The sequence below is a fragment of the Luteimonas panaciterrae genome (genome assembly GCF_020511115.1).
GTDB classification, from domain to species: Bacteria; Pseudomonadota; Gammaproteobacteria; order Xanthomonadales; family Xanthomonadaceae; genus Luteimonas; species Luteimonas panaciterrae.
The window spans coordinates 278,802-302,992 of record NZ_JAJAVH010000008.1 but is presented as its reverse complement, the minus strand read 5'-3'; the positions used below and the strand labels follow the sequence as shown (position 1 = coordinate 302,992).

The window sequence follows — 24,191 nt, the reverse complement described above, 5'->3', positions numbered from 1 at the left end:
ATGTGCTCCAGGCCCGTGCTCGGCGCGCTGCTGTACGCGCTTGCCGCCATCGCGCAGGCGCAATCGCTGCCGTCGGAATTGCAGGAAGCGGCCGAACAGCTGCCACCCGCAGTGCGCGAACAATTGCATCAGCGCAACGCGCGCGTGTCGGCGATGAGCCCGGCGCAGCGGGAGGAGTTCCACAAACGCATCGCGGCGTGGAATGCGCTGCTGCCGGCGCAGCAAGGCGAGCGTCGCGATGCGCGCCATGCCTGGGAGGCGTTGTCGTTGTCCGAACGCGCGCAATTGATCGAGGCCGCGCGCCGCTACGCCGCGATGCCCGCCGCCGAGCAGCAGGCGCTGCGGCAGCGTTTCGATCATCTGGATGGCAGTGAACGCCGCGGCTGGCTGCTCGGTCCGGCGCTCGGTGCCGAATGGCCGCGGTTGCAGCCGTTATTGGCGCAGGTGCCGGGCGCGGAACGTGCTTCGCTGCTCGAAACGCTGCACGCGATGACGCCAGCGCAACGCGCCAATCTGGCGGTGTTGATACAACGCACGCCGCCGCAGCAACGCGACGTGTTGCGTCAGGGATTGCTGTCGACGCCCGCCGCCGGTCGCGACGCGTGGCTGCAAACGCAAATGGATCGATGAATCCGAGCCTGATCGGACTCAGGACGTGAGCCCCGCGAGCGCGGCATACACCGAGGCGAACACCACCAGCCCCGTGTAGATGAACGCGATCACGGCGTAGCGCAGCAGCAACAGCAGCCAGCCATCGCCGTAGACGCGGCGCTGCATCAGCAGCAGATAGATCGGCGCCCACAGCCACAGCGCCACCCTGCAATAACCGGCCAGACTGCCCACCCACGATGTCGCGAATGCGCTCCCGAGCGCGGACAGCAGGAAAGCGGCCAGCAGCACGAGCAACAGGTAGGCGTGGCTGTAAAGCGCCACCACCAGATGCTCCAGATACGAACGGCCCGAATACAGATAGAGCAGTCTCAGCAGCAGCGCGAACACCGGGATCAGCACGAACAGCGCGGTCGGCACCGCGCTCATGAACGCCTGGACGAACAGGTCCGGCTGGCTGCCCATGCGGGAGATGTTGGCCTTGGCCCTGCCGATCTTGTTGTTGAGCCAGCGGTTGGCGAAATCGGGCCACCCCGTCACCGTGACCGGATTGGATGTCGCATCCCAGGGCTTGTCGTTGAACGACCACGGCCGATCGAACCACGCTGTCGCGGGGGCCTTCGCCGTGCTTCTATTCGTCGGCGCCGGCAGCGGCTTCCCTTCCAGTTCCGCGATCCGGCGCGCGGCGTCATCCTGGATCTGGAGGCGCGCGTCGTTCAATGCGGCGCCGATGCCGGGGACGGCCGCAGCTTGCGTCTCCGCATCGCTGATTTCCGCGAGCAGGCGGGTGCGGACACGCTCGACCTCGGCGACACTGCCCGCTCGCAGGATCGCGGCGTTCCCGGGCGTGGAGGCGTTCACGTTCAGGCCTTCGTCGATGTGCACGGTGAGTTTGCCGACGAAGAACGTCAGCACGCTCAGGATCAGGAACAGGCGCAGCGGCGGGATGAAGCAGACGCGATGGCCGGCGAGATATTCCGCGGCGACGCGCCCTGGAACCAGCAGGCCGCGCAGCGTGCTGAAAATGCGGCCGTCCAGATGCCAGAACGACTCGAACAGTTCCTCGATGGCATGCCCGAGATGCTTCAACGGATTGTGCGCGGACTGGCCGCAGCGATGACAGAAATGCCCCTGCAACGGCGTCGCGCAGTGTTCGCAGGCGGCATGCGCCGATGCATCGGCGGTCGCGGCGTGTTCCGTCATGATGGTTCCCGTGCCTTGGTGGGCGTGCTCTGATGAGCGCGCTCTGGTGAGCGCGCCTTGATTCGATCGTCTTCCGCGGTCGGCTTGCCGTTGGTCATGATGGCTCGGCGACGACGAGCGGGTAAGATAACGGTCTGCCGCGACCCGGTGCCAGCGCCCGACATCCGATCGGACGCGCGGCCGCAGTCGCGAGGTTGTCCTCTCCGATGTTCGCGTCTCCCGCCCCTCCGCGCTTCCGTGACGAAGTGCGCACGACGGCCGTTCTCGCCGCGCCGCTGGTCCTCGGTCATTTCTCCACCGGATTGATCGGCTTCGTGGACGCCGTGCTCGCGGGTCACCATCACACCGCCACGCTGGCTGCGGTCTCGGTCGGCACGGCGCTGTTCTGGCTGCCGATGATGATTCCGATGGGCACGCTGATGTCGTTGCCGCCGTCGGTGTCGCAGCTCAACGGCGCCGGACGGCAGGACGAGATCGGCCCGTTGTTCCGTCAGGGATTGTGGCTGTCGGTCGCGCTCGGCCTGTTCCTGTTCGCGTTCCTGACGGCGGCGGCCTACATGCTGGAACCGATGGGCATCGCGCCGGAAATCCGTCCCGGCGCGGCGGCATTCCTGCACGGCATCCGTTGGGGCGTGCCGGCGCTGACCCTGTACTACTGCATGCGTTACCTCAGCGACGGCATGCACTGGACGCTGCCGACGATGGTGCTCGGCTTCGGCGGCCTGTTGCTGCTGGTGCCGATGGGCTACGTGCTGACATTCGGCAAGTTCGGATTCCCGGAACTCGGCGCCGGCGGTCTTGGCATCGCCTCGTCGTTGATGATGTGGACGCAGGCGCTGGTGTTCCTCGCCTATCTGGCACGCACGCGGCGCTTCGCGTCGTTGCGATTGTTCGAGCGCTTCGATCGTCCGCATTGGCCGGCGATCCGCGGCCTGCTCGCCGTCGGCCTGCCGATCGGCGTGATGGTGACGATGGAAGGCGGGTTGTTCATCTGCACGGCGCTGCTGATCGGGCGCCTGGGTGAAGTGCCGTCGGCGGCGCACCAGATCGCCATCAACGTGGCCAGCCTCTGTTTCATGATCCCGTTCGGCCTGGCCGAGGCCACCACCGTGCGCGTGGGCCATGCGATCGGCAGCAATCGCGGCGCGCTCGGCGTGCGCCGCGCCGCCTTCGCCGGCTATGCGCTGGTGCTCGGGACGCAGGCGCTGTCGGGTCTGATCCTGTTGATCTGGCACGACGGCATCGTCGCGCTGTACACGCGCGATGCCGCGGTGGCATCGCTGGCGGTGACGTTGCTGTTGCTGGCGGCCGCATTCCAGTTCCCGGACGGCGTGCAGGCGCTGTCGGCCGGCGCCCTGCGCGGGCTGAAGGATACGCGCGTGCCGATGCTGCTCACCGCCTTCGCCTATTGGGGCATCGGCATGCCGCTCGGGGCCGGACTCGGCCTGGGGCTGGGCTGGGGGCCGCGCGGGATGTGGCTGGGCCTGATCGCCGGATTGCTGTTCGCGGCGGTGCTGCTGGCGGCGCGCTTCCTGCGCTCCACCCGGGCCGACCGGATCGGGCGTTTCAGCCAGCTCGCCGAGGCCGAGGCCAGCGACCGCGTCTAGAAATATCCGCCCGTCGACCGGCGGGCCATGACGGGCCGCGAAGCGCGAAACTGCTAATGTGGCATGGGGACGGTATTGGCCATCTTTCAGGGTGACCGATGGCGCATGACAGCGCCCTGCCAACGCCGTCACACTTGTCCACAGTCACGCAACGATTGATCCGTCTTTCCGGAGTTACACCGCATGTCTTCCCAGCCGGCCCGCCAGGGTCCCGTCGCCGCCTTCTTCGTCCTCGTCTGGGACGTCATGAACTTCACGCGGCGCCTGATCTTCAACCTCGTCTTCTTCGGTCTGTTGCTGCTGCTCCTGCTCGGCATGCTGTACGGCGCGATCGCCGGTCGCAACGCGCAGCTGCAGGGCCGCACCACGCTGGTGATCGCACCGGAAGGCACGCTGGTCGAGCAGTACAGCAGTGATCCGGCCAGCCGCGCGCTGGCCAAGGTGATGGGCGACAAGTCCGCCGCCGAGGTGCAGCTGCGCGACGTGCTGCGCGCCCTCGACGCCGCCCGCACCGACAAGCGCATCGAGCGCGTGCTGCTGCGCGTGGACGAACTGCACTTCTCCGGCTACGCCTCGCTGCGCGAAGTCGCCGCCGGCCTCGCCAAGCTGCGCGCTTCCGGCAAGCAGGTGATCGCCTTCGGCGAGAACCTCGACCAGAAGCAGTATCTGCTCGCCGCGCAGGCCAGCGAGGTCTACCTCGATCCGATGGGCGGCCTGCTGCTGGAAGGCCTCGGCCGCTATCACCAGTATTTCCGCGAGCTGCTGCAGGACAAGCTCAACGTCGACGTGCACGTGTTCAAGGTCGGCGAATACAAGTCGGCGGTGGAACCCTTCGTGCTCGACGCCGCTTCGCCGGAAGCCAAGGAAGCCGATCTGTTCTGGATGACCGACGTGTGGCAGCGCTATCTCGGCGACGTCGCCAAGGCGCGCAAGCTGACGCCGCAGCAACTGGCCGCCGACATCGACAACCTGCCGTCCGGCATCGCCGCCACGAAGGGCGACCTCGCCGAATACGCGCTGCAGCACAAGCTGGTCGACGGCCTGAAGACCAAGGAAGAGATCGAAGAATTGCTCACCAAGCGCGGCGAGCCCGACGAGGATGCCGAAGGCGGCTTCCGTCAGGTTTCGCTCGGCGAATACGTGAACCATCTGGATCTCGGACTCTCACCGATCGACGAACGCCCGCAGGTCGCGGTGGTGGTGGCCGAGGGCGAGATCAGCGGCGGCGATCAGCCGGCCGGCCGCGTCGGCGGCGAATCGACCGCGGCCCTGCTGCGCGAGGCGCGCGACGACGAGCACGTGAAGTCGGTGGTGCTGCGCGTGGATTCGCCCGGTGGCGAAGTGTTCGCTTCCGAGCAGATCCGCCGCGAGATCGTCGGCCTGAAGAAGGCCGGCAAGCCGGTGGTGGTGTCGATGGGCGATCTCGCCGCGTCCGGCGGCTACTGGATCAGCATGAACGCCGATCGCATCTACGCCGATCCCTCGACGATCACCGGTTCGATCGGCATCTTCGGCATGATCCCGACCATTCCGCGCACGCTGCAGAAGGCCGGCATCCACACCGATGGCGTCGGCACCACGCGCTTTGCCGGTGCGTTCGACATCACGCAGCCGCTGGCACCGGAAGTCGGGCAGATCATCCAGTCGGTGATCGAGAAGGGCTACCGCGATTTCACCGGCCGCGTCGCCACCGCGCGCAAGCGCAGCGTCGAGCAGATTGACGAAGTCGCGCGCGGTCGCGTGTGGAGCGGCGCGCAGGCCAAGGAACGCGGACTGGTCGATCAGTTCGGCGGCATCGCCGATGCGATCAACGACGCCGCCACGCGCGCCAAGCTCGGCAAGCCGGATAGCTACCGCGTGCGTTACGTCGAGAAGATGCCGTCGCCGTTCGAGCAGGTGGTCGCCAACTTCGCCAACAGCCGCGCCGGCGGTGCCTGGCTTGGTCGTTCGGTGTTCGGTCAGGACCTCGCGCAGCTGCTGATCGGCCGCACCATGCCGCAGGCCGCGCGTGATCTGCAGTTCCTGCAGCAATCGGCGATGTCGGTGCGCGAGGGCGGCATGCCGGTGAAGGCGCTGGCGTATTGCTTCTGCGGGTTCTGAGCCCGCACGGAAAGATCAGGCATGACACGAAACGCCCGGCAATCGCCGGGCGTTTTCGTTTTGGTCAGGTCAAGTCTCCGTATCGATCACGGCCTTCTGTTTTTCGGCGTTGTCCTGCAGGGCTTTCTCGGCCTGCTTGGCCTTGTCGATCGATTGCTTGAGCGTTTTCTGCAGCTGCGTCGCCTGCGGCTCCGGTTTCTGCTCGGTCGGCGGCGGTTCTGGTCGCTTGCAGGCGCTGCATGCGAGCAGGAGAGTCACGGCGAGGGAGAACGCTGTGGGGGAGAACAAGCGCGTCATGACGGCATCTCCGGAGTGGCCTGGACGTTATGCTACGCCTAACCTCCTGACCGGACGCACGTTATGGATCCGCATCGTTGGCGCCTCGATGGGCAACTGGCCCTGGTCACCGGCGGCAGTGCCGGCATCGGCCGCGCCATCGCGCGCGAACTGCTCGGTTTCGGCGCGAGCGTGCTCATCGCCGCGCGCAACGGCGACGCCCTGGAGGCCACCCGTGACGAGCTTGCCGAGGAATTCCCGGATAGCGAGGTCAGCGCCCTGGTTGGCGACGTCGCCGACGACGAACAACGCCGCGAAATCCTCGACTGGATCGAGGATCGTGGCGAAGGTCTCAATATTCTGATCAACAACGCTGGCGGCAACCTCACCAAGCCCGCCGACGACTACACGGAAGCGGAGTGGCGCGAGATCTTCGAGGTCAACTTGTTCTCCGCCTTCGAACTGTCGCGCTACGCGCATCCGCTGCTGACCAAACATGCCGCTTCTAGCATCGTCAACGTCGGCAGCGTCTCCGGCCTCACCCACGTGCGCAGCGGTGCGCCCTACGGCATGAGCAAGGCGGCGCTGCATCAGATGACGAAGAACCTCGCCGTCGAATGGGCCGAGGACGGCGTGCGTGTCAATGCGGTCGCACCCTGGTACATCCGCACCCGCCGTACTTCCGGCAAGCTCGCCGATCCGGATTATCTCGACGAAGTGCTGCTGCGCACGCCGATGGGGCGCATCGGCGAACCCGAGGAGGTCGCCGCCGCCGTCGCGTTCCTGTGCCTGCCCGCGGCGGGCTACATCACCGGCGAATGCATCGCCATCGATGGGGGGTTTCTGCGTTACGGGTTCTGAGGCCGGTGCAACTGGATCGCCGGTTGCGCGAATCTGGCAACCAGGATCACTGGGCGCAGGTACTGTCCTCGTAAATCTGCGTCACGCGCGCGAATTCTTCCTGCAGCGACTGCTTGTCGTTCGCGCGCGCATGGCGCCACGTGGATTCGACTTCGCGCTGACGCTTCTTCCAGGCCTCGCAGGCTTGGCCGTCAGGCACGCGCTGGCACTGGTCGGTTTTCATTTCGCAGGCGGCGCCACCGGGGACGTTCGCGGGATTGCCGCTCAAATCGGTGGTGTTGAGTGTGACGCAGCGCGGCTTGGGGTCGCCGTTCTCGCTGAGGTAGCTGTCGTTGTCCCAGGTGTTGCACTGGAAGATCGGTGGAGGCGGCAGGTGTTCGGCCGGGGGTGTTTTCGCGGCGGGCGTCGCAGGCGGCTGCGCGGGGCTTGCCGGTGCGAGCGCGGGTGTCGGGGTGGGCGTGGGTGTCACGGGCGCCGATTTCGGTTGTGCAGGCGGCGCGGATGGCGCGGGCGGTGTGTAGGAAGGCACGACGGTCGGTGCCTGCACGGTGCGTTTTTCTTCCTTGGTGCCCTTCGGGCAGGGCGCGCCGTTCTGGATGGTCAGCTTGCCCTTGGCATCGGTGCAGCGGTAGATCACGACGTCGCCGCTCTGGGCCTGCGCGGCTGGCGACATCGCCGCCAATGCGAACGACAAGGCGAAGATGGTGTTGCGAATCATCAGCTCCCTCCACAATCAGCCGATAGGCGCGCGTTGATGCCGCGCTGTTCCCTGTCCAGTGTCGCACGCTCGGTGGGTTGGGCGTTGAAGAAGCGGCGGCGGATCTCGTCGCGGCGGTCGCGCAGGCGTCCGCAGACTTCCATTTGCGGCAGAGCGTGACATTCGTCGCGCACCCAGGTGCCGGCGGCGCCGTAACCGTAGACGGGATAACGGGAATGGCCGCGGCGATGCCGGGAGTAAGGATCGACGGGTTCGACGGGTCTGCTGTCGATGCGCACTTCCGCCGAACTGTTGTCGGTATGGCGCCCGATGGTGGCCGAGATCGCCGGCCCGGTCGAAATGTGCTGCTCCGAGTGGTAGCTGACGCCGCCGACGGGGCCACCCAGGGGGATTGGGTAGTAGGGCACGTAGGGGTCGTCCACCGCCCAGATCGGGACCCAGCGCGGATTCCCTTCGCCGGTATCGCTCGTGTACACGGTGCCGTCCGGTCGCACGCATTCGAACAGTGGCTGCGGGTTGCGGACGATGAGGGTCTGCACCGGCGGCGCGGGCGCGGGCATCGGCGGAACCGGTGCGGCCGTGATGACCGGGCGCGGCGGCGGATCGCGCGGCCGCAGCATCTGTTGCGCTTGCTGCGCATCGCCCTTGCGGCAAGGCACATCCTGCAGGGTGAGCTTGCCGCGCGCGTCGGTGCAGCGGTAGATGGTGACGCTGTCCGCCGATGCGGCCGAAGGCGGGCTTTGCGCGGCGACGCTTCCCGCCGCGACGATTGCCGCGAGGAATGCGGGGGCGATCAGCAGCGGGTGCCGGGATCGTCTGGGCATGCCGCGCATCATGCGCGTGGCCGCCCCGGCGGGGAAGTTGCCGGGGCGGAGGTGCGCGTCCTGGTTCAGGCGTTATCCAGCGCCGACCGTCCGGGAATGCGCAGCAGCCGGGCGATGCTGGCGGCCGCGTCACGGCCTTCCTGCACGGCGGTGACGACGAGGTCCGCCCCGCGCACCACATCGCCGCCGGCGAACAGCTTCGGCCGTGTGGTCTGGTAGGGCAGCACGCCTTCGCCCGCGTCGATGCCGACGCGAATGCGGCCGTTGGGGTTGGCCTCGACGCCCACCTCGGACAGCCATTCCGGCAGCTCCGGCGAGAAACCGAACGCGATGATCACCACGTCCGCGGCGATCGTCGATTCGCTACCGGGAATGGCGACGGCATTGCGGCGGCCGCGCGCGTCGGGTTCGCCGAGCGTGGTCTCGACCACGCGCACACCGGTGACGTTGCCGTCGGCATCGCTTTCGACCGACAGCGGCTGGCGGTTGAACAGGAACGACACGCCTTCCTCGCGCGCGTTCGCTACCTCGCGCGCGGAGCCGGGCATGTTGGCTTCGTCGCGCCGGTACGCGCAGGTGACGCTGGCCGCGCCCAGGCGAATCGAGGAACGCACGCAGTCCATGCCGGTATCGCCGCCGCCGAGCACGACCACGCGCTTGCCGTGCAGGTCGGGAATCTCGACGTGGTCTTCCCAGCCGGCGATCGGCTTGCCTTGCGGGTCGAGACCGGTGACGAGACGGCCGTTGTTGACGAGGAATGGCAACGCGGGCAGCACGGCACGCAGATCCTGTCCGGGCAATCCACCATCGGTGTAGCGATACGCGCCGAGGCCGAGGAAGACGGCGTCGAATTCCTGCAGAAGTTGTTCGAGCGAGACGTCGACACCGATCTCGACACCGAGACGGAACTGCACGCCCATGCCCTCGAGCACGTTGCGGCGCGTGGCGACCACCGACTTGTCGAGCTTGAAGCTCGGAATGCCGAATTGCAGCAGACCGCCGATCTGTTCGTAGCGGTCGAACACGGTGGCCTGGATGCCGGAACGCACCAGTCGATCGGCGCAGGAGAGCCCCGCGGGGCCGGCGCCCACCACGGCGACACGCTTGCCGGTGGCGACGACCTTCGACAAATCCGGCCGCCAGCCTTGCGCGAACGCGCTGTCGACGATGAACTTCTCCACCGCGCCGATGGTGACCGCGCCGAAGCCGTCCTCCAGCGTGCACGCGCCTTCGCACAGGCGATCCTGTGGGCAGACGCGGCCGCACATCTCCGGCAGCGGATTGGTCTCGTGGCACAACTCCGCCGCTTCGATCAGGCGGCCTTCCTCCACCAGTCGCAGCCAGTTGGGGATGTAGTTATGCACCGGGCACTTGGCTTCGCAGTAGGGATTGCCGCAGTCGAGACAACGACCGGCCTGCTGCGCGGCGTTGTCGCGCTCGAAGCGGCCGTAGAGTTCGTTCCAGTCGCCACCGGTGCGCAGTTCCAGCGCCACCTTGCGCGGCATCTCGCGTTGCAGCTCGACGAATTGGAAGGCGTGCTTCTTGCTCATGCAGCCCTCCGTAGTTCGTCAGCTAGCGCTTCCAGACTCGCCGCCTTCGGTTTCACCAGCCAGAACTTGCCGAGGAAATCGCGATATTCCTCGAGCAGGCGCGCGCTCCAGGCGCTGCCGGTGAGCTTGGCGTGGGTTTCGATCAGGTCGTACAAGTGCTGACGATAGTTGTCGAAGCCTTCGGGCGTGACGCGCAGAATGTCGATCAGTTCGTGGTTGTAGCGATCGACGAAATCGCGATCGAGATCGAGCACATAGGCGAGGCCGCCGGTGAAACCGGCACCGAAGTTCAAACCGGTGCGGCCGAGCACGACCACCGCGCCGCCGGTCATGTATTCGCAGCAGTGATCGCCCGCGCCTTCGATCACCGCCACCGCGCCGGAGTTGCGCACGCCGAAGCGTTCGCCCGCGCGGCCGGCCGCATAGAGTTCACCGCCGGTGGCGCCGTACAGGCAGGTGTTGCCGAGGATCGGCGTTTCCTGCGATTCGAAGGTGCTGTTGACGGGCGGGCGCAGCACGAGGCGGCCGCCGGCCATGCCCTTGCCGACGTAGTCGTTGGCTTCGCCGATCAGTTCCATCTGCAGGCCGCCGGCGTTGAAGGCGCCGAAGCTCTGCCCGGCCGTGCCGTGCAGTTGCAATGCGATCGGTGCCGCGCTCATGCCGGCATTGCCGTGGCGCCGCGCGATCGCACCCGACAAGCGCGTGCCGATGCTGCGATCGGTATTGCGGATGTCGTAGCGGAAGCTGCCGCCACGCGCGTTGGCGATGGCATCGGCGAGATCGGTGTCGAGCTTGGCGGCGAGGCCGTTCGGCGGCAGTTGCAGCGCCGGCGTGCCGCAATAGGCCGATGGCAGCATCGGATCGCTCTGCAACAGTTTCGACAGATCGATGCCGACGTGCGCGCGCGGCATCGTCTCGATCTGTTCGAGCAGATCGGTGCGGCCGACCACTTCATTCAGCGAACGCACGCCAAGCTGCGCCAGCCACTCGCGCACGTCCTCGGCGACGTTGCGGAAGAAGCTCTCGGCGCGTTCCGGCAGGCCGGTGTAATGGTTCGCGCGCAGATTGGCGTCCTGCGTGGCCACGCCGGTGGCGCAGTTGTTGAGGTGGCAGATGCGCAGGTACTTGCAGCCGAGCGCGATCATCGGCGCGGTGCCGAAACCGAACGTGTCGGCGCCGAGCAGCGCGGCCTTGATCACGTCCAGGCCGGTCTTCAGGCCGCCGTCGGTCTGCAGCAGCACGCGCTCGCGCAGTTCGTTGGCCTGTAGCGCCTGGCGCGCTTCGGACAGGCCCAGTTCCCACGGCACGCCGGCGTAGCGGATCGAGCCGAGCGGACTGGCGCCGGTGCCGCCGTCGTGGCCGGAGATGGTGATCAGATCGGCGCCGGCTTTCACCACGCCGGCGGCGATCGTGCCGACGCCGGCATGCGCGACCAGCTTCACCGAGATCAGCGCCTGCGGGTTCACCTGGCGCAGATCGAAGATCAGTTGCGCGAGATCCTCGATCGAATAGATGTCGTGATGCGGTGGCGGCGAGATCAGGCCGATGCCGGGCTTGGCATAGCGCAGACGCGCGATCAGCGCATTGACCTTGCTGCCGGGCAGCTGGCCGCCTTCGCCGGGCTTGGCGCCCTGCGCGACCTTGATCTGCAACACTTCCGCGTTGATCAGGTATTCGGGCGTGACGCCGAAACGGCCGGACGCGACCTGCTTGATCTTGCTGCGGCGATCGCTGGCGTAGCGTGCCGGGTCTTCGCCACCTTCGCCGGAATTGGAGCGGCCGCCGAGGCGGTTCATGGCGATCGCCAATGCTTCGTGCGCTTCCGGCGACAGTGCGCCGAGACTCATCGCCGCCGAATCGAAGCGCTTCACGATCGACGAGACCGGTTCGACTTCATCCAGCGGCACCGGCGTCTCCGCCAGACGCAGGCGCAGCAGATCGCGCAGCGCGGCCGACGGACGCGAGTTGACGTGATCGGCATAGACGCGCCAATCCTCGCGCGTCCCACTCTTCACCGCGTGCTGCAGCGACTGCACCACGTCGGGATTGAACTGGTGATACTCGCCGCCGTGCACGTAATGCAGCAGGCCGCCGGGCTCGGGCAGGGCGTTGTCGTCCCAGCCGTGCGCGGCCAGCGCGTGCGCGTCCGCTTCTAGCCGCTTGTAGCCCGCGCCCTGTACGCGCGAGGGCGTGCCGTCGAAGCAGTCGGCGACGACTTCATCGGCGAGGCCGACGATCTCGAACAGCTGCGCACCGCGATAACTGGCGATGCTGCCGATGCCCATCTTCGACAGGATCTTGAGCAAACCTTTCTTGACGCCGCGACGATAGCTGCGCCCCACTTCCAGCGGCTCGTTGTTGCGCTTGCCGCCGAGGATGCCGCGCCGCGCCAGTGAATGCAGGGTCTGGTAGGCGAGATAGGGATAGACCGCGGTGGCACCGTAGCCGATCAGGCAGGCGAAGTGGTGCGGATCGCGCGCGGTGCCGGTTTCGACGATCAGGTTGATGTCGCAGCGCAGGCCGGTGCGCACCAGATGCTGGTGCACGGCGCCGGTGGCGAGCAGCGCATGGATGGCGGCGGTGCCGCGACGCGGACGGCGATCGCTGAGGATCAGCAGCTCGATGCGCTCGCGCGCGGCCTTCTCGGCCTCGTTGCGGATGCGTGCGATGGCTTCCTGCAGCGTTTCGCTGGCATCGAAGTACAGATCGATGAAGCGGTACTTCTCCTTGAAGCGCGGCAGCGCCAGGATCTGGTTGAGCTTGCGCTGCGACAGCACCGGCGAATTGAGCACGACGTGATCGACGTTCGCCGGCGTGTCGTCGAACAGATTGCCTTCGCGACCGATCTGCGTGGTCAGCGACATCACGCAGGATTCGCGCAAGGGATCGATCGGCGGATTCGTGACCTGGGCGAACGCCTGGCGGAAGCAGTCGTACAGCGGCCGCACGCGCTGCGACAGCGGCGCCACCGGGATGTCGTCGCCCATCGAGCCGATGCCTTCCTGCTCGGTCTCGGCGAGCGGGCGCAGCACGGCTTCCTGTTCCTCGCGCGTGAGCTGAAAAAGTTTTTGGAAGCCGAGCAGGGTATCGGCGTTGAACGGCGCGTCGGTGAGCGCCGGATCGATCAGCTCGGTATGCAGGTAGTGCATGCCCTGCTTCAACCACTGCTTGTACGGCGCGCGGCGGCGGTTGATGCGGTCGATGGCGTCGGTGTCGAGCAGGGTGTCGTTGTACAGATCGACCGCGATCATCTCGCCGGGACCGAGCTTGCCCTTGGCGACGACCTTCTCGGGCGCGACGTCCCACACGCCCGCTTCGGAGGCGATCACGAAGATGCCGTCGTCCGAGAGCGTCCAGCGCGCCGGGCGCAGGCCGTTGCGGTCGAGCGTGCAGGCGGCGTAGTGGCCGTCGCACATCACCACGCCCGCCGGTCCGTCCCACGGCTCGGAGTTGATCGCGTAGTACTCGTAGAACGCGGCGAGATCGGTGTCCTTGTATTCCAGCGACTGCGTGGCCGGCGGCATCAGGATGCGCATCGCCTGCAGCAGGTCCATGCCGCCGAGCAGCATCCACTCCAGCATGTTGTCCAGCGATTGCGAATCCGAGCCGGTCATCGTCACCACCGGGTCGAACTCGCTCACGTCCAGCAGCTTCGAGGCCCAGACGCGGCGCCGCGCCTGCGCCCAGCGGCGGTTGCCCTCGATGCTGTTGATCTCGCCGTTATGCGCGAGGCGCCGGAACGGCTGCGCCAGCGGCCAGCGCGGCAGGGTGTTGGTGGAGAAGCGCTGGTGGAACACCACGGCGCGCGCCGCCAGGTCCGGGCGTTGCAGGTCCGGGAACAGCTGCGGCAGCACATCCGGCAGCACCATGCCCTTGTAGCCGAGCAGGCGCGAGGACAGGCCGACGAGATAGAAATCCTTGATGTCGCGCAGCGTCTGCTCGCTGCGGCGGCGGGCGAGGAACAGGGCGCGTTCGAAAGCGTCGGCGTCGAGCCCGGTCGTCGAGACGAACACCTGCTCGATGTGCGGCATCGTGCTCAGTGCCAGCTTGCCGCAGCCGGAGGTGTCGGTCGGCACCACGCGCCAGCCGGCGACGTCGATGCCGACGTCCGTCAGCAGGCGTTGCAGCTCGTCCCGACATCGCGCCGCCGAGGCTTCGTCATGCGGCAGGAACACCATACCGGCCGTGCATGCCGACTCGTCCGCGATCGGGAAGCCGGCCTCGCGCGCGAGCGTGCGCACGAAGGCGTCGACCCCGCACAGCAGCACACCGCAGCCGTCGCCGGTCTTGCCGTCGGCGGCGACGCCGCCACGATGGGTCATCCGCGCCAGCGCCTCCAGGGCTCCGTCCACGAGGGCGCGTTCCGGTTTCCCGCGCACGCGCGCGATCAAGCCGAATCCGCAGCTGTCGTGTTCGTTGCCGGGGTCGTAAAGGCCCCGATCCGGAGATTTCCGCATCGTCGAGAACCGTGTGGGGTGGGCGCGGCGCGGGGATCGAAGCGCTCCGAGCCTCCGGTTCCCTCCGGCCCGGCGGTTGGCGCAACGCTTCCGCGTCAGTCGACTAAATCACACTTTGTGCGATGCGGCAATCGGGAGGGTCCGGGTAGGAATTGGCGAATGGGCAGTCATGACGAGGAAGACCGTCGTCGTCGCATCGTGGTCGTTTCGGTTACAGGCGCAACTATCCCCGTGATGAATGGCACTGCGCGATTGGCGGCGTGGTCGGATGAGGCGGTGGCCGCGTTTCCGTCCGGAACGACGTTCTTCGCGCAAATCGCCAGAAACCGGCGCCATTTCTGTCTGGTCGACTCGTCATTCGCTCCCGCCAGCCGTCTTTTCGTCGGCAACAGGTCGGCTTCGTCGCAAGCCCGCTTCCCGGGCATTCATGCATTCCTATTCTCGGCGCACCTCACTTGCCGGTGCTGCCGGATAGGAAAGTCCGATGAAAGCTGGTGCTGCGTTCTTGCTGGCCGTGGCGATGCTCTCGATGCATGCCGATGCCTTGGCATTCTCCGTTTCGGATCAGTGGATCATCAAAGACATCGCAAGGAAGACAGGCACCAGTCCATGTTTCGTGCGGCAGGCGCTGGGTGAGAATTTCTTCATCGCGGCACAGCAGTACGACATGAGTCGAACGTCGCAAGAGCGCATCAGGCGGCTGATTCGGGAGAGCTACGACGCTTCGCTGGCCAAGCGTTCCGCTGAGCCCTCGCCGCCGCTCGACTTTTGCAGTGGACTTCAAGCTACGTAGAAAAGTGACCTCACACGCCCCGGATGGGTGCCTTCCAAAACGCTTTGTCTTTGCGATTGCGTTCCATCACAAAGCGTTGCGTGTGGCAATGTAGTCCAGGCCCAAAAGCAAACCCATCACCCGACCCATCAAGTGTTCGTTGAATGCGGCGGCGGGCATTGGAATGCCTGGTGATGAGATGTGCTCACATCAGCCTTGAATATTTCGAGTTGGATTCGAGGCGGGCGATTGGTGAGGATGACGAACAGTCATTTGAACGTCAGGGTGGAGAATGTCCGAATTGATCGCAGGCCTCGTCGACGTATTCGCGCAGACACCGTTCAGCGGGAATCCGCTGGCGGTGGTCGAGGGCGGTGACGTGCTCTCGGATTCGCAAATGCGCCGGATCGCCGGCGAATTCAACCAGGCCGAGACCACCTTTCTCCTGAAGAGCACACGCACGGATTGGCGGTTGCGGTCGTTCACGGCGGCCGGTGCGGAAGTCTTCGGTGCGGGGCATAACGCGCTCGGGGCCTGGCTCTGGCTTGCCGAGCAAGGGGCGCTTGGTGCGCTGGAGGCGCCGCGCACCTTCCATCAAGAGCTTGGCGGGGATGTGCTGCCGATCGTGCTGGAGCGGATCGAGGGCCGCATCCACGGCCGCATGCGGCAAGCGCCGCTACGCCTGCTACCGCCGCTTTCGGATGTTGCGCCGCTAGCCACAGCGCTCGGCTTGCAAATTGCAGACATCCTGACGACGCCCGCCCCGCGCCCCGCAGACACGGGCGCCGCACATCTGCTGGTACGCGCCCGCGATGCGGCCGTGGTCGATCGCGCTGCACCCGACCACCAGGCGTTGTTGAAGATCCTGCGCACAGCCGGTGCCGAGGGCGTCTATCTTTACGCACACGATCCGCGAGCACCCGAAACGGCCTACGCCCGTTTCTTCAATCCTACCGTTGGCCTGTGGGAGGATTCCGCCACCGGCACCGCGGCAGGCCCGCTCGCGGCCTATCTCCAGCGGGAGAACCTGCTCCCCGATGCCAAGCTCGCCATCGAACAAGGCGTAAAAATGGGGCGGCGCAGCGTCCTCAACGTTCGCCTGACGCCTGATCCGGAACTGTCGGGAACAGGCTTGATCGTCATGCGCGGCGTCTTGGCGTCACCTCGCTGATTCTTTATGGGAATTCCCGCGCCTCGAACAAACGATTTCTACATGGCCTGACGCAAGGGTGTGCCATCACATTATTCGGTGCGGGCGTACTCGATCTCCATACTCTTCCGCTCCTTCCCATCATGCGTCTCGTGCCACTCCATGACGTGGTGATCCTTGTCGACGATGCGGATCACCTGGCGGATGTGCGTCTTCTCACCGGGCTTCATCGGGTCGTGCATGTCGCTCTGGAAGGTGTAGGTGTTCGTGGCGGGGTCGAAGTCGCCTTCGGACATGTATTGGCCGGTGGCCATGCTGTCGACCCAGCTGCCGACATATTTGCCGGTGACGTTGTCGTAGCTGGTCAGCGAGATGCCCTCGAACGGCTGGCCCATGAACTGGCTCTTGAAGAGCATGCGGATGTGGCGGCCGCCGAGTTCGGCGGTGGTGACGCCCTTGCCGGTTTCGACGGTGGGCGGCGCGGACGGGTCCATCCAGACCGTCTGCTTGGTGGTCCAGGTGCCGACGAAATGATCGGCCAGCTGCTTGTGCTGCGGGCCGAGCTTGGTCGCCTTGTCCCAGGCGTCCATCATCGCTTTCTGCTCGGCGCTCATCTCGGGTGCGGCCGCGGGTGGCTTGGTGTCTTCGGCGAACGCGGGGGACAGCAGGGCGCAGGCGAGCGCGCCGCAAAGCAAGGTGCGGGTCCAGGAACGCATGATCGACTCCCTCCGATACCGGGGATTTCCGGCGTGGGCGGAATGCTAGTCCCGCTGCCGGCCGCGCGCATGCGGCGGCGCGGCAAGGGTCAGAGGCGCAGTTCGGCGCCGCTGCGGGCGTCGCGGATCGGGGTGGGGCGGTCGAGGCCGCCGACATCGCCGTCGAGGATGGCGTCGACGGCTTCGCGCAATCCGGCGTCGAAGTCCTGCAGGCGTTTCGGTGGCGGCGCGCCGGCCGGATTGGCGCTGGTGGAGACGAGCGCGCCGCCGAAGGCGTCGCACAGCGCGATCACGGTCGGGTGCGCGCTCACGCGCACGGCCACGCCCGCGTGCGCGCCGGTGATCCAGCGCGGCACGCGCGCGGTGGCGGGCGCGATCCAGGTGTGCGGGCCGGGCCAGGTGCGCAGGACGGCGTCGCGGCGTTCGTCCGGCAGGGCGTTCCAGTCGACGAGGCCTTCGAGTTGCGAGACCGAGGCCGCGATCAGGATCAAACCTTTCTCGATTTCGCGCTGCTTGATCGCCAGCAGGCGCAGCACCGCGGCTTCATCGAACGGATCGCAGCCCAGGCCCCACACTGCTTCGGTGGGATAGGCGATCACGCCGCCGCGCTTGAGCAGCGCGGCGATGTCGGTGAGGGAGTGGGAGATGTTCATCCGCGTGATGTGCATCCGCGTGTGGCGGTCGCGGCCCTGCCTGCGCGGGGCCGCGATGCGTTGTCATCAGAAGGGGGCGTCGTCGTCCTTGACCGCTGCTTTCTTGGCCACGGTTTTCTTCGCCGTTTTCTTGGCGACTTTCTTCGTGGCCTTCTTGGCCGTGGTCTTCTTCGCGGCTTTTTTCGGAGCCGTCTTCGTCGCGGCGGTTTTCTTGGTCGCGGCCTTCTTGGCGGGTGCAGCTGTCTTCTTCGCCGCCGCCTTCTTGCCGAAACGGCCGCGCATCGGCTTGCCGGTCTCTTCCAGCAGCTTGGTCACTTCCTCCAGCGTCAGCGAGGCGGGTTCGCGATCCTTGGGGATGCGGCCGTTGAGCTTGCCGTCGCTGATGTAGGGGCCGAAGCGGCCGTTGAGCACCTGGATGTCGCTGCCTTCGAATTCCTTGATGATGCGGTTGCGCGCGATTTCTTCCTTCTCGTTGATCAGGAACACGGCGCGGGCCAGATCGATCGTGTACGGATCGTCCTCTTTCTTGAGCGAGGCGTAGGTGCTGCCGCGTTTCGCGAACGGGCCGAAGCGGCCGATGCCGACGCTGACCTCGTGCCCATCGTCCTGGCCGAGCTTGCGCGGCAGGCGGAACAGGTCGAGGGATTCCTCCAGCGTGATGGTGTGCATCGACTGGCCGGGGCGCAGCGAGGCGAAGGTCGGCTTGTCTTCGTCGTCGGCGGTGCCGATCTGCGCGTAGGGTCCGTAGCGGCCCAGGCGCACGCTGACCGGCTTGCCGGACTTGGGATCGGTGCCGAGTTCGCGCGCGCCGGTGGCTTCGGTGCGATCGACGGTTTCGATCTTGTCGTCGACCAGTTCCTTGAACGGGCCCCAGAATTTCTCCATCAACGGCACCCACTCTTCCTCGCCGCGCGAGACCGCGTCGAGTTCGTCCTCGAGCTTGGCGGTGAAGTCGTAGTCGACGTAGCGGGTGAAGTGGCCGCTGAGGAAGTTGGAGACGGCGCGGCCGACATCGGTCGGCTTGAAGGCGCGGCCTTCCATTTCGGTGTACTTGCGGAACAGCAGGGTCTGGATGATCGAGGCGTAGGTCGAAGGCCGGCCGATGCCGTATTCCTCCAGCGCCTTGACCAGCGCCGCTTCGGTGAAGCGCGGCGGCGGCTGCGTGAAATGCTGATCGGCGTGGATGCGGTCCAGCGGCACGCGGTCGCCGGGTTGCATCTTGGGCAGCTTGCGGCCTTCGTCCTCGTCCTCGGCGTTCTTCGCGTCCTTGCCTTCCTCGTACACAGCAAGGAAGCCGGGATCGATGACTGTGGTGCCGGAAGCGCGGAAGCTATGCTCGGAGCCGGCGGCGAGATCGACGCTGACGGTGTTCAAGGTGGCCGGCACCATCTGGCAGGCGACGGCGCGCTTCCAGATCAATTCGTACAGCTTGCGCTCGTCGTCGGACAGGTAGCGCGACACTTGCGCCGGCGTGCGCAGCGCCGAGGTGGGGCGCACCGCTTCGTGCGCTTCCTGGGCGTTCTTGGATTTGGTCTGATAGAAATTCGGTTTGTCCGGCAATGCGTGCGTGCCGAAATCGCGGGCGATCACATCGCGGATTTCGCCCAGCGCCTCGACCGACAGGCTCACCGAGTCGGTACGCATGTAGCTGATCAGGCCGACCGTGCCCTCGTCGCCCACGTTGACGCCTTCATAGAGCTTCTGCGCCACCTGCATGGTCTTGCGGGTGGTGAAGCCGAGCTTGCGCGAGGCTTCCTGCTGCAGCGTCGAGGTGGTGAACGGCGGCGCCGGGCGGCGCTTGCGTTCCTTGCTGGCGACGTCGGTGACGTGCAAGGCACCTTGCGCGGCCGAGACGATGCGGCGGCGCGCATCCTCGGCGGTGTCGCCGTCGGTGATGGTGAACTGTTCGAACTTCTTGCCGTCGAGCTTGGTGAGCTTGGCGGTGAAGGACTGGCTCGGATGCGCGCACTCGGCCTCGATGCTCCAGTACTCGCGGGCGATGAAGGCTTCGATTTCCTCCTCGCGCTCCACGATCATGCGCAGCGCCGGCGATTGCACGCGTCCAGCCGAGAGGCCGCGCTGCACCTTGCGCCAGAGCACCGGCGAGAGGTTGAAGCCGACGAGGTAGTCCAGCGCGCGACGGGCCTGCTGGGCATCGACCAGATCGGTGGAGATGCTGCGCGGCGCGGCCATCGCCTCTCGGATCGCGCGCGGGGTGATCTCGGTGAACACCACGCGCTGCAAGGTCTTGTCCTTGAGCAGGCCGCGTTCCTTGAGGATCTCGGCGATGTGCCAGCTGATGGCCTCGCCCTCGCGGTCCGGGTCGGTGGCGAGATAGATGCCCTCGGCCCCCTTGGCGGCCTTGGCGATGGCCTCGACGTGGCGTTCGTTCTTCTCGATCAGGTCGTAGCGCATGGCGAAGCCGCGCGTGGGATCGACCGCCCCCTCCTTCGGCACCAGGTCGCGGACATGGCCGTAGGAGGCCAGGACGGTGAAGTCCTTGCCGAGGTATTTGTTGATCGTCTTGGCCTTGGCGGGCGACTCGACGATGAGGAGGTTCTTGGGCATGAGGGGGAGAGGGGAGCAACTCTGAAAGGGGCACGGCGTGAAGGCCGCGCCGACAAGGGGGCAAGAAGGCGACGCCCGAGGCCGGGGCCTCGGGCGTTCAGGACGTGCCGTTCAGGGACGCGCTTTTTATAGTGGAATCACGCCGGGGTGGGCCGTGTCAAGCAAGCCCTCACCCCGACACGGGGCCATTCAGGTACCGGAGGCCGGTCAGAACTTGCCCACGGAGCTGGCGAGCGCCCCGATCATCACCACGACGAAGCCGATGATGGCCAGGAAGAACAGGGCGGACAGGACCAGGATCACGATCGTGACCGCGCCCAGTTCCTTGCGTTGCAGGTCCGGGCGTTCGGTGTAGGCCCACTGGTCGACCACCAGGGTGCCGACGATCATGTCGTGCAGGGCGCGCTTGCGGTCCGTGAAGGCGGCCATGATGTAGCCGATGCCCAGGATGAGGTAGCTGATCCAGGCGGCGAAGAAGCGTCCGACGCCGCGGCCGAAGGAGATGCGGCCGCCCGTCTCGGAGACCAGCTTGATGCCCACCGCCATCTTGCCCGGCGTGGCCTGCTTGCCGCTGGAGTGGAACCAGGCGAAATAGAACATCTGCAGCAGGATCGGCCCCACGTAGGCCACGATCAGCGCCAGCACCATCCCGGCGGTGGGCGTCTCGTCCTCGAATCCCCCGGAGAACATGCCCAGGGAAAAGAAGATGGGCAACTGGATGGCATAGCCGGCGATGCCGACGATGACACTATCGATCGTGATGGCAGCGAAGCGCTTCCAGAAACCGGCGTAGACGATTTCCCCGCCCTGGTGCACCGGGCTCTCGTACAGCAGCGGCGCGGCCGGCGGCGCGTATGGGGAATCGACGACGCGGCCGCTGCCCGCATCGAGCGTGGTCGCGGGCGCGCTGGCCGTGTCCTGTACCGGCAATTCGTTGATGACGCTGGAGAGGGGTTCCCACTGCGTCAGGCCTTCGCGCCAGACCAGCGTGTTCCACTGGATGCGTCCTTCGCGGCGCAGGCGCGCGAGCTCCTCGGCATCGACCGGGCCTTGGCGTTGGTGACCGGCATCGGCGTAGTACCAGGTGCTCATCCTTGTCGTGTTCCTTGTCGGTTGCGGCGTGACGGCGTCATCTTGCGGGGGTTCACAGCGGTCGGCAACCGTTGGGGCGATAAAGTTCGTCCAGATCGGACGTGCAGCGCCATTCGGCCGGATCGTTGATCGGATCGCGCTCCCAGACGATGCGCTTGCCGTTGAGCTTGGCCTGTCCCTGCAGGACCAGCTCGACGCTGCAGCGGCCTTCTCCGGATTCGCCGAAGGTGATGGAGGCGATGACGGGATTCGGTTGCACGCCGCGTGCCTGCAGATCGATGTCGCCATCGCTGGGGCAGTTCCCATCGCTTGCGTACAGATCCTCGACCTCGGTCCGCAGCGACTGCGCGATCATCGATGCCTGCAATGCTTTCGAGCGATCCACGTAGCGCTGATATTGCGGAATCGCGATCGCCGCGAGGATGCCGATCAGCGGCACCGCAAGCGCGGCGCAGACGATCAGCACGATCATGCAGCCGGACATGCCGCGCTTGGGCGGTGGAAGCTGGGATTGCGGACGTGGCGGCAACGGCGGCGGCGCGGCGCCGCCGAAGCTTGGTTCGATGCGTTGATTCATGGCGGCCCCCTGCCGTCGAAGCGCGCAGTGGACCGGAGTTCGGCCGCGACTTCAAGTGCCGGCATGCGCCGGCTCATTGCGATTGGCACACCGGCGGCAGGAAGCGGTTGGCGAGATCGGAATCGCAGCGCCATTGCACGCTGTCGACGGTGGCGACGCGCTCCCACAGAATCTGCTTGCCTTCCAGCGAATCGTCGCCGTGCAGCACCAGCAGGATGCCGCAACGGCCACCCGCGAATTCGCCGGCGGCAAGGGTGGCCCGCGTCGGGTCGTAACGCACCTCGCGCAGCTGCCGGGTGAGCGTTTCGTCGCGCAGGCAGCGTCCGGCGTTGCGCGCCGTCGCTGCGTCGACGGCCGGCTGTAGCGCCTGCGCGTGCGTCAGCAGGTCCTGCACGTCGGCGCGGACCTTGTAGTCGTGATAGGTGCGATAGCCGAGCACCACCAGCACGGCGACGACCAGCAGTTCCGCGATGACGAACAGGCTCAGTTCGATCATGGAGGCGAGGCTGCGCTGCGTGCTCGACGGCACCTGCGGCGGTGCCGAGGCCGGCGTCCCGATGTCGCCCGCGCTGGGCTGTGCGGTCTGGTCCATGACGTCCCCTTCGTCCTGGCGAAACAGCAAACCGCGATTCTGCCGCGCGGGGGATTCGAAAAAATCGACACACGTCCCAAGCGCGCCGACTGGAGAGTCGACGTGGGACGATGATTCAAAGAGTTGCTGGCGAGGCGGCGGCGTGGCCGCCTCGCGGGTTCAGTGCACCGGCTCGGGTTCGTCGGCGAAGATCTGCGTTTCCATCCAGGCGTAGGCCGCTTCCATGCCCGGCTGGTTGAACAGCACCATCAGCACGACCCATTTCAGGTCGTCGAGATCGAGTTCGTCCTGATCCAGCGCCATGGCGCGATCGAGCACCAACTCGCGCTGGTCGGCATTGAGGATGCCGTGCTGTTCCAGGAACAGCAGGAAGCCGCGGCATTCGACGTCGAGCTTGTCGAGCTCCGGGCCGAAGAAGACACGGGTCGGGCCGCCGGCGCGCGGATGCGCGGCGCTCGGCCGCTGTTCGGCCAAGGCATCGAGCCAGTCGAAGGCCTTGTTGATCTCGGCGGGGCTGAAACCGGCCTGGAGCAGGCCGTTCTGGAGGGAGTCGCGGTCGCGGACGAGGTCCGCGTCTTCGGTGAAGTAGTGCTCGAACAGGTAGAGCAGGACGTCCAGGATGCTCTCTTTCATTTCCCCCGGCCTGCGTCCGTAGACGCGTCGTGACAAGACTTTCGGGAATAGCGACCGTGCTTGGCAATCACACGACCTTCCAGCTCCATGAGCAGCAGCATGGAAGACAATTCGGCGGCCGTCAATCCAGTGCGCTCGACCAGCCGATCCATACCGGTTGGGTCGTGGCCGAGGGCCTCCCACAAGCGGTTGTAGTCGGGGTCATCGAGCCGCGGGTCGGCGGCTGGGCTGGAGATGGTCGTTTTCTGGTCATTCCCGGCCCTTGTCATGGGGGCCGACAGGCGCCCGCGCAAGGCCTCGCCCAGCTCCACGGCCAGGGGGGCGATGGCGGTGATCACCTCGCTGGCGCTTTCCACCAGGCCGGCGCCGTCCCGGATCAGGCGGTGGCAGCCGCGCGCCATCGGATTGTGGATCGAGCCGGGCACAGCGAAGACGTCGCGGCCGGCCTCGGTGGTCAGCCGGGCGGTGATCAGGGCGCCTGAGCGCTCGGCCGCCTCGACCACAAGCGTCCCCAGCGCCAGCCCGGCGATGATGCGGTTGCGGCTCGGGAAATGCTCGCGTCGCGCCGCGGTGCCCGGCGCATGCTCGCTGATCACCGCGCCGGCGGCGGCGATCCGGGCATGCAGTGCGGTGTTTTCGCGCGGGTACGGCACGTCGATGCCGCTGCCGAGCACGGCGACGGTGATCGCGTTCGCGTCCAGGGCCGCCTCGTGCGCGGCGGTGTCGATGCCGGCGGCGAGGCCGCTGGCGATGCCCAATCCGGACGTGGCCAGGGCACGCGAGAAGTCGTAGGCGTTGTCGCGCCCCCCGGCCGAAGGTGAACGGCTGCCGACCACGGCGACCATCGGGTGCCAGAGCAGGCCGGGATCGCCGGCCACGAACAGGGCCAGCGGTGGGTTGGTGATGCGGCGCAGCAGCGCGGGATAGTCGGGGTCGTGCCAGCCGATCAGGTGGTGGCTCGGACCGGACAGCCAGTCCAGCGCGCGCCGGTGCTCGGCGACGGCTTCCGGCGGCGGGGTGTCGAGGGCGCGGATCTGCGCTTCGTCCAGCCCCGCGCTGCGCCAGGCTCGCGGCCCCGCTTCAAGGGCCGCGTGTGGCGTGTCGTGGGTCTCCAGCAATTGCCGGCGCGGCTGGCTGGCGCCGCCCGTGGTCAGCAGTCGCAGCAGCGCTTCGGGATTCGTCTCGCTCATGCGCCATAGCGTAGGCCGAAACGACGACGGCGCCCCGAGGGCG

The 24,191-nt window shown here is 66.7% G+C and carries 20 protein-coding genes; 6 read left to right on the top strand and 14 right to left on the bottom strand.

Annotated features, from left to right (window positions below; translation table 11 throughout):
• The gene (locus LG367_RS12245) at nucleotides 1-630 is read left to right on the top strand and encodes a DUF3106 domain-containing protein (protein ID WP_226469532.1); all 630 of its coding nucleotides are present in this window, start codon (nucleotides 1-3) and stop codon (nucleotides 628-630) included.
• Nucleotides 631-648: 18 nt separating this feature from the next.
• Here the strand turns inward: LG367_RS12245 and LG367_RS12240 are convergent, their stop codons facing one another.
• Entirely contained in the window at nucleotides 649-1,812 is a 1,164-nt protein-coding gene (locus LG367_RS12240; RefSeq protein WP_226469531.1) for a DUF3667 domain-containing protein, read from the bottom strand.
• A gap of 206 nt (nucleotides 1,813-2,018) precedes the next feature.
• Between LG367_RS12240 and LG367_RS12235 the strand changes: the two genes are divergently transcribed.
• Entirely contained in the window at nucleotides 2,019-3,419 is a 1,401-nt protein-coding gene (locus tag LG367_RS12235) for an MATE family efflux transporter (RefSeq protein WP_226469530.1), read from the top strand.
• A gap of 183 nt (nucleotides 3,420-3,602) precedes the next feature.
• Entirely contained in the window at nucleotides 3,603-5,519 is a 1,917-nt protein-coding gene (gene sppA, locus LG367_RS12230) for a signal peptide peptidase SppA (protein ID WP_226469529.1), read from the top strand.
• A 69-nt stretch (nucleotides 5,520-5,588) separates the two neighbouring features.
• Here the strand turns inward: sppA and LG367_RS12225 are convergent, their stop codons facing one another.
• Nucleotides 5,589-5,816: a hypothetical protein gene (locus LG367_RS12225; protein WP_226469528.1), complete on the bottom strand. Its 228-nt coding sequence runs from the start codon at nucleotides 5,814-5,816 to the stop codon at nucleotides 5,589-5,591.
• A 63-nt stretch (nucleotides 5,817-5,879) separates the two neighbouring features.
• Between LG367_RS12225 and LG367_RS12220 the strand changes: the two genes are divergently transcribed.
• A complete protein-coding gene (locus LG367_RS12220; RefSeq protein WP_226469527.1) occupies nucleotides 5,880-6,656 on the top strand; it encodes an SDR family oxidoreductase in 777 nt (258 codons plus the stop codon).
• Between the two features lie 46 nt (nucleotides 6,657-6,702).
• Here the strand turns inward: LG367_RS12220 and LG367_RS12215 are convergent, their stop codons facing one another.
• From LG367_RS12215 to gltB, 4 genes are all read right to left on the bottom strand, one after another.
• A complete protein-coding gene (locus LG367_RS12215; RefSeq protein ID WP_226469601.1) occupies nucleotides 6,703-7,374 on the bottom strand; it encodes a DUF4124 domain-containing protein in 672 nt (223 codons plus the stop codon).
• Nucleotides 7,374-8,198 carry a DUF4124 domain-containing protein gene (locus tag LG367_RS12210; protein WP_226469526.1) on the bottom strand — a complete coding sequence of 275 codons (825 nt, stop codon included), beginning with the start codon at nucleotides 8,196-8,198 and terminating at the stop codon, nucleotides 7,374-7,376. The genes LG367_RS12215 and LG367_RS12210 overlap by 1 nt, the downstream gene beginning before the upstream one ends.
• Before the next feature lie 65 nt (nucleotides 8,199-8,263).
• Nucleotides 8,264-9,748: an FAD-dependent oxidoreductase gene (locus tag LG367_RS12205; RefSeq protein WP_226469525.1), complete on the bottom strand. Its 1,485-nt coding sequence runs from the start codon at nucleotides 9,746-9,748 to the stop codon at nucleotides 8,264-8,266.
• Nucleotides 9,745-14,205: a glutamate synthase large subunit gene (gene gltB, locus LG367_RS12200; protein WP_226469524.1), complete on the bottom strand. Its 4,461-nt coding sequence runs from the start codon at nucleotides 14,203-14,205 to the stop codon at nucleotides 9,745-9,747. Before gltB ends, LG367_RS12205 begins: the two co-directional genes overlap by 4 nt.
• Nucleotides 14,206-14,689: 484 nt before the next feature.
• On the opposite strand from gltB, the gene LG367_RS12195 reads away from it, so the two are divergent.
• Nucleotides 14,690-14,998 (top strand): hypothetical protein, encoded by a 309-nt coding sequence (locus tag LG367_RS12195; RefSeq protein ID WP_226469523.1) that lies wholly within the window; start codon nucleotides 14,690-14,692, stop codon nucleotides 14,996-14,998.
• A gap of 271 nt (nucleotides 14,999-15,269) precedes the next feature.
• A complete protein-coding gene (locus LG367_RS12190; RefSeq protein WP_226469522.1) occupies nucleotides 15,270-16,148 on the top strand; it encodes a PhzF family phenazine biosynthesis protein in 879 nt (292 codons plus the stop codon).
• Nucleotides 16,149-16,219: 71 nt separating this feature from the next.
• On the opposite strand, the gene LG367_RS12185 is transcribed toward LG367_RS12190, so the two are convergent.
• From LG367_RS12185 to dprA, 8 genes are all read right to left on the bottom strand, one after another.
• A complete protein-coding gene (locus tag LG367_RS12185) occupies nucleotides 16,220-16,843 on the bottom strand; it encodes a DUF1579 domain-containing protein (protein WP_226469521.1) in 624 nt (207 codons plus the stop codon).
• Between the two features lie 89 nt (nucleotides 16,844-16,932).
• Entirely contained in the window at nucleotides 16,933-17,496 is a 564-nt protein-coding gene (tsaC, locus tag LG367_RS12180; protein ID WP_226469520.1) for an L-threonylcarbamoyladenylate synthase type 1 TsaC, read from the bottom strand.
• A gap of 66 nt (nucleotides 17,497-17,562) precedes the next feature.
• Nucleotides 17,563-20,064 carry a DNA topoisomerase I gene (locus LG367_RS12175; protein WP_226469519.1) on the bottom strand — a complete coding sequence of 834 codons (2,502 nt, stop codon included), beginning with the start codon at nucleotides 20,062-20,064 and terminating at the stop codon, nucleotides 17,563-17,565.
• A gap of 207 nt (nucleotides 20,065-20,271) precedes the next feature.
• Nucleotides 20,272-21,156, bottom strand: a complete 885-nt coding sequence (locus LG367_RS12170; RefSeq protein WP_226469518.1) for an RDD family protein — start codon at nucleotides 21,154-21,156, stop codon at nucleotides 20,272-20,274.
• 52 nt (nucleotides 21,157-21,208) lie between these two features.
• Nucleotides 21,209-21,733 carry a pilin gene (locus LG367_RS12165; protein WP_226469517.1) on the bottom strand — a complete coding sequence of 175 codons (525 nt, stop codon included), beginning with the start codon at nucleotides 21,731-21,733 and terminating at the stop codon, nucleotides 21,209-21,211.
• A gap of 73 nt (nucleotides 21,734-21,806) precedes the next feature.
• Nucleotides 21,807-22,325: a pilin gene (locus LG367_RS12160; protein WP_226469516.1), complete on the bottom strand. Its 519-nt coding sequence runs from the start codon at nucleotides 22,323-22,325 to the stop codon at nucleotides 21,807-21,809.
• A gap of 159 nt (nucleotides 22,326-22,484) precedes the next feature.
• Nucleotides 22,485-22,958: a DUF494 family protein gene (locus LG367_RS12155; protein WP_226469515.1), complete on the bottom strand. Its 474-nt coding sequence runs from the start codon at nucleotides 22,956-22,958 to the stop codon at nucleotides 22,485-22,487.
• Entirely contained in the window at nucleotides 22,955-24,148 is a 1,194-nt protein-coding gene (dprA, locus tag LG367_RS12150; protein ID WP_226469514.1) for a DNA-processing protein DprA, read from the bottom strand. The genes LG367_RS12155 and dprA overlap by 4 nt, the downstream gene beginning before the upstream one ends.
• Between the last annotated feature and the right edge of the window lie 43 nt (nucleotides 24,149-24,191).

Excerpts from the sequence above, each read along its gene's own strand:
- LG367_RS12245 (WP_226469532.1), top strand. The coding sequence starts at position 1 with ATGTGCTCCAGGCCCGTGCTCGGCGCGCTGCTGTACGCGCTTGCCGCC.
- LG367_RS12240 (WP_226469531.1), bottom strand. The coding sequence starts at position 1,812 with ATGACGGAACACGCCGCGACCGCCGATGCATCGGCGCATGCCGCCTGC.
- LG367_RS12235 (WP_226469530.1), top strand. The coding sequence starts at position 2,019 with ATGTTCGCGTCTCCCGCCCCTCCGCGCTTCCGTGACGAAGTGCGCACG.
- sppA (WP_226469529.1), top strand. The coding sequence starts at position 3,603 with ATGTCTTCCCAGCCGGCCCGCCAGGGTCCCGTCGCCGCCTTCTTCGTC.
- LG367_RS12225 (WP_226469528.1), bottom strand. The coding sequence starts at position 5,816 with ATGACGCGCTTGTTCTCCCCCACAGCGTTCTCCCTCGCCGTGACTCTC.
- LG367_RS12220 (WP_226469527.1), top strand. The coding sequence starts at position 5,880 with ATGGATCCGCATCGTTGGCGCCTCGATGGGCAACTGGCCCTGGTCACC.
- LG367_RS12215 (WP_226469601.1), bottom strand. The coding sequence starts at position 7,374 with ATGATTCGCAACACCATCTTCGCCTTGTCGTTCGCATTGGCGGCGATG.
- LG367_RS12210 (WP_226469526.1), bottom strand. The coding sequence starts at position 8,198 with ATGCCCAGACGATCCCGGCACCCGCTGCTGATCGCCCCCGCATTCCTC.
- LG367_RS12205 (WP_226469525.1), bottom strand. The coding sequence starts at position 9,748 with ATGAGCAAGAAGCACGCCTTCCAATTCGTCGAGCTGCAACGCGAGATG.
- gltB (WP_226469524.1), bottom strand. The coding sequence starts at position 14,205 with ATGCGGAAATCTCCGGATCGGGGCCTTTACGACCCCGGCAACGAACAC.
- LG367_RS12195 (WP_226469523.1), top strand. The coding sequence starts at position 14,690 with ATGAAAGCTGGTGCTGCGTTCTTGCTGGCCGTGGCGATGCTCTCGATG.
- LG367_RS12190 (WP_226469522.1), top strand. The coding sequence starts at position 15,270 with ATGTCCGAATTGATCGCAGGCCTCGTCGACGTATTCGCGCAGACACCG.
- LG367_RS12185 (WP_226469521.1), bottom strand. The coding sequence starts at position 16,843 with ATGCGTTCCTGGACCCGCACCTTGCTTTGCGGCGCGCTCGCCTGCGCC.
- tsaC (WP_226469520.1), bottom strand. The coding sequence starts at position 17,496 with ATGAACATCTCCCACTCCCTCACCGACATCGCCGCGCTGCTCAAGCGC.
- LG367_RS12175 (WP_226469519.1), bottom strand. The coding sequence starts at position 20,064 with ATGCCCAAGAACCTCCTCATCGTCGAGTCGCCCGCCAAGGCCAAGACG.
- LG367_RS12170 (WP_226469518.1), bottom strand. The coding sequence starts at position 21,156 with ATGAGCACCTGGTACTACGCCGATGCCGGTCACCAACGCCAAGGCCCG.
- LG367_RS12165 (WP_226469517.1), bottom strand. The coding sequence starts at position 21,733 with ATGAATCAACGCATCGAACCAAGCTTCGGCGGCGCCGCGCCGCCGCCG.
- LG367_RS12160 (WP_226469516.1), bottom strand. The coding sequence starts at position 22,325 with ATGGACCAGACCGCACAGCCCAGCGCGGGCGACATCGGGACGCCGGCC.
- LG367_RS12155 (WP_226469515.1), bottom strand. The coding sequence starts at position 22,958 with ATGAAAGAGAGCATCCTGGACGTCCTGCTCTACCTGTTCGAGCACTAC.
- dprA (WP_226469514.1), bottom strand. The coding sequence starts at position 24,148 with ATGAGCGAGACGAATCCCGAAGCGCTGCTGCGACTGCTGACCACGGGC.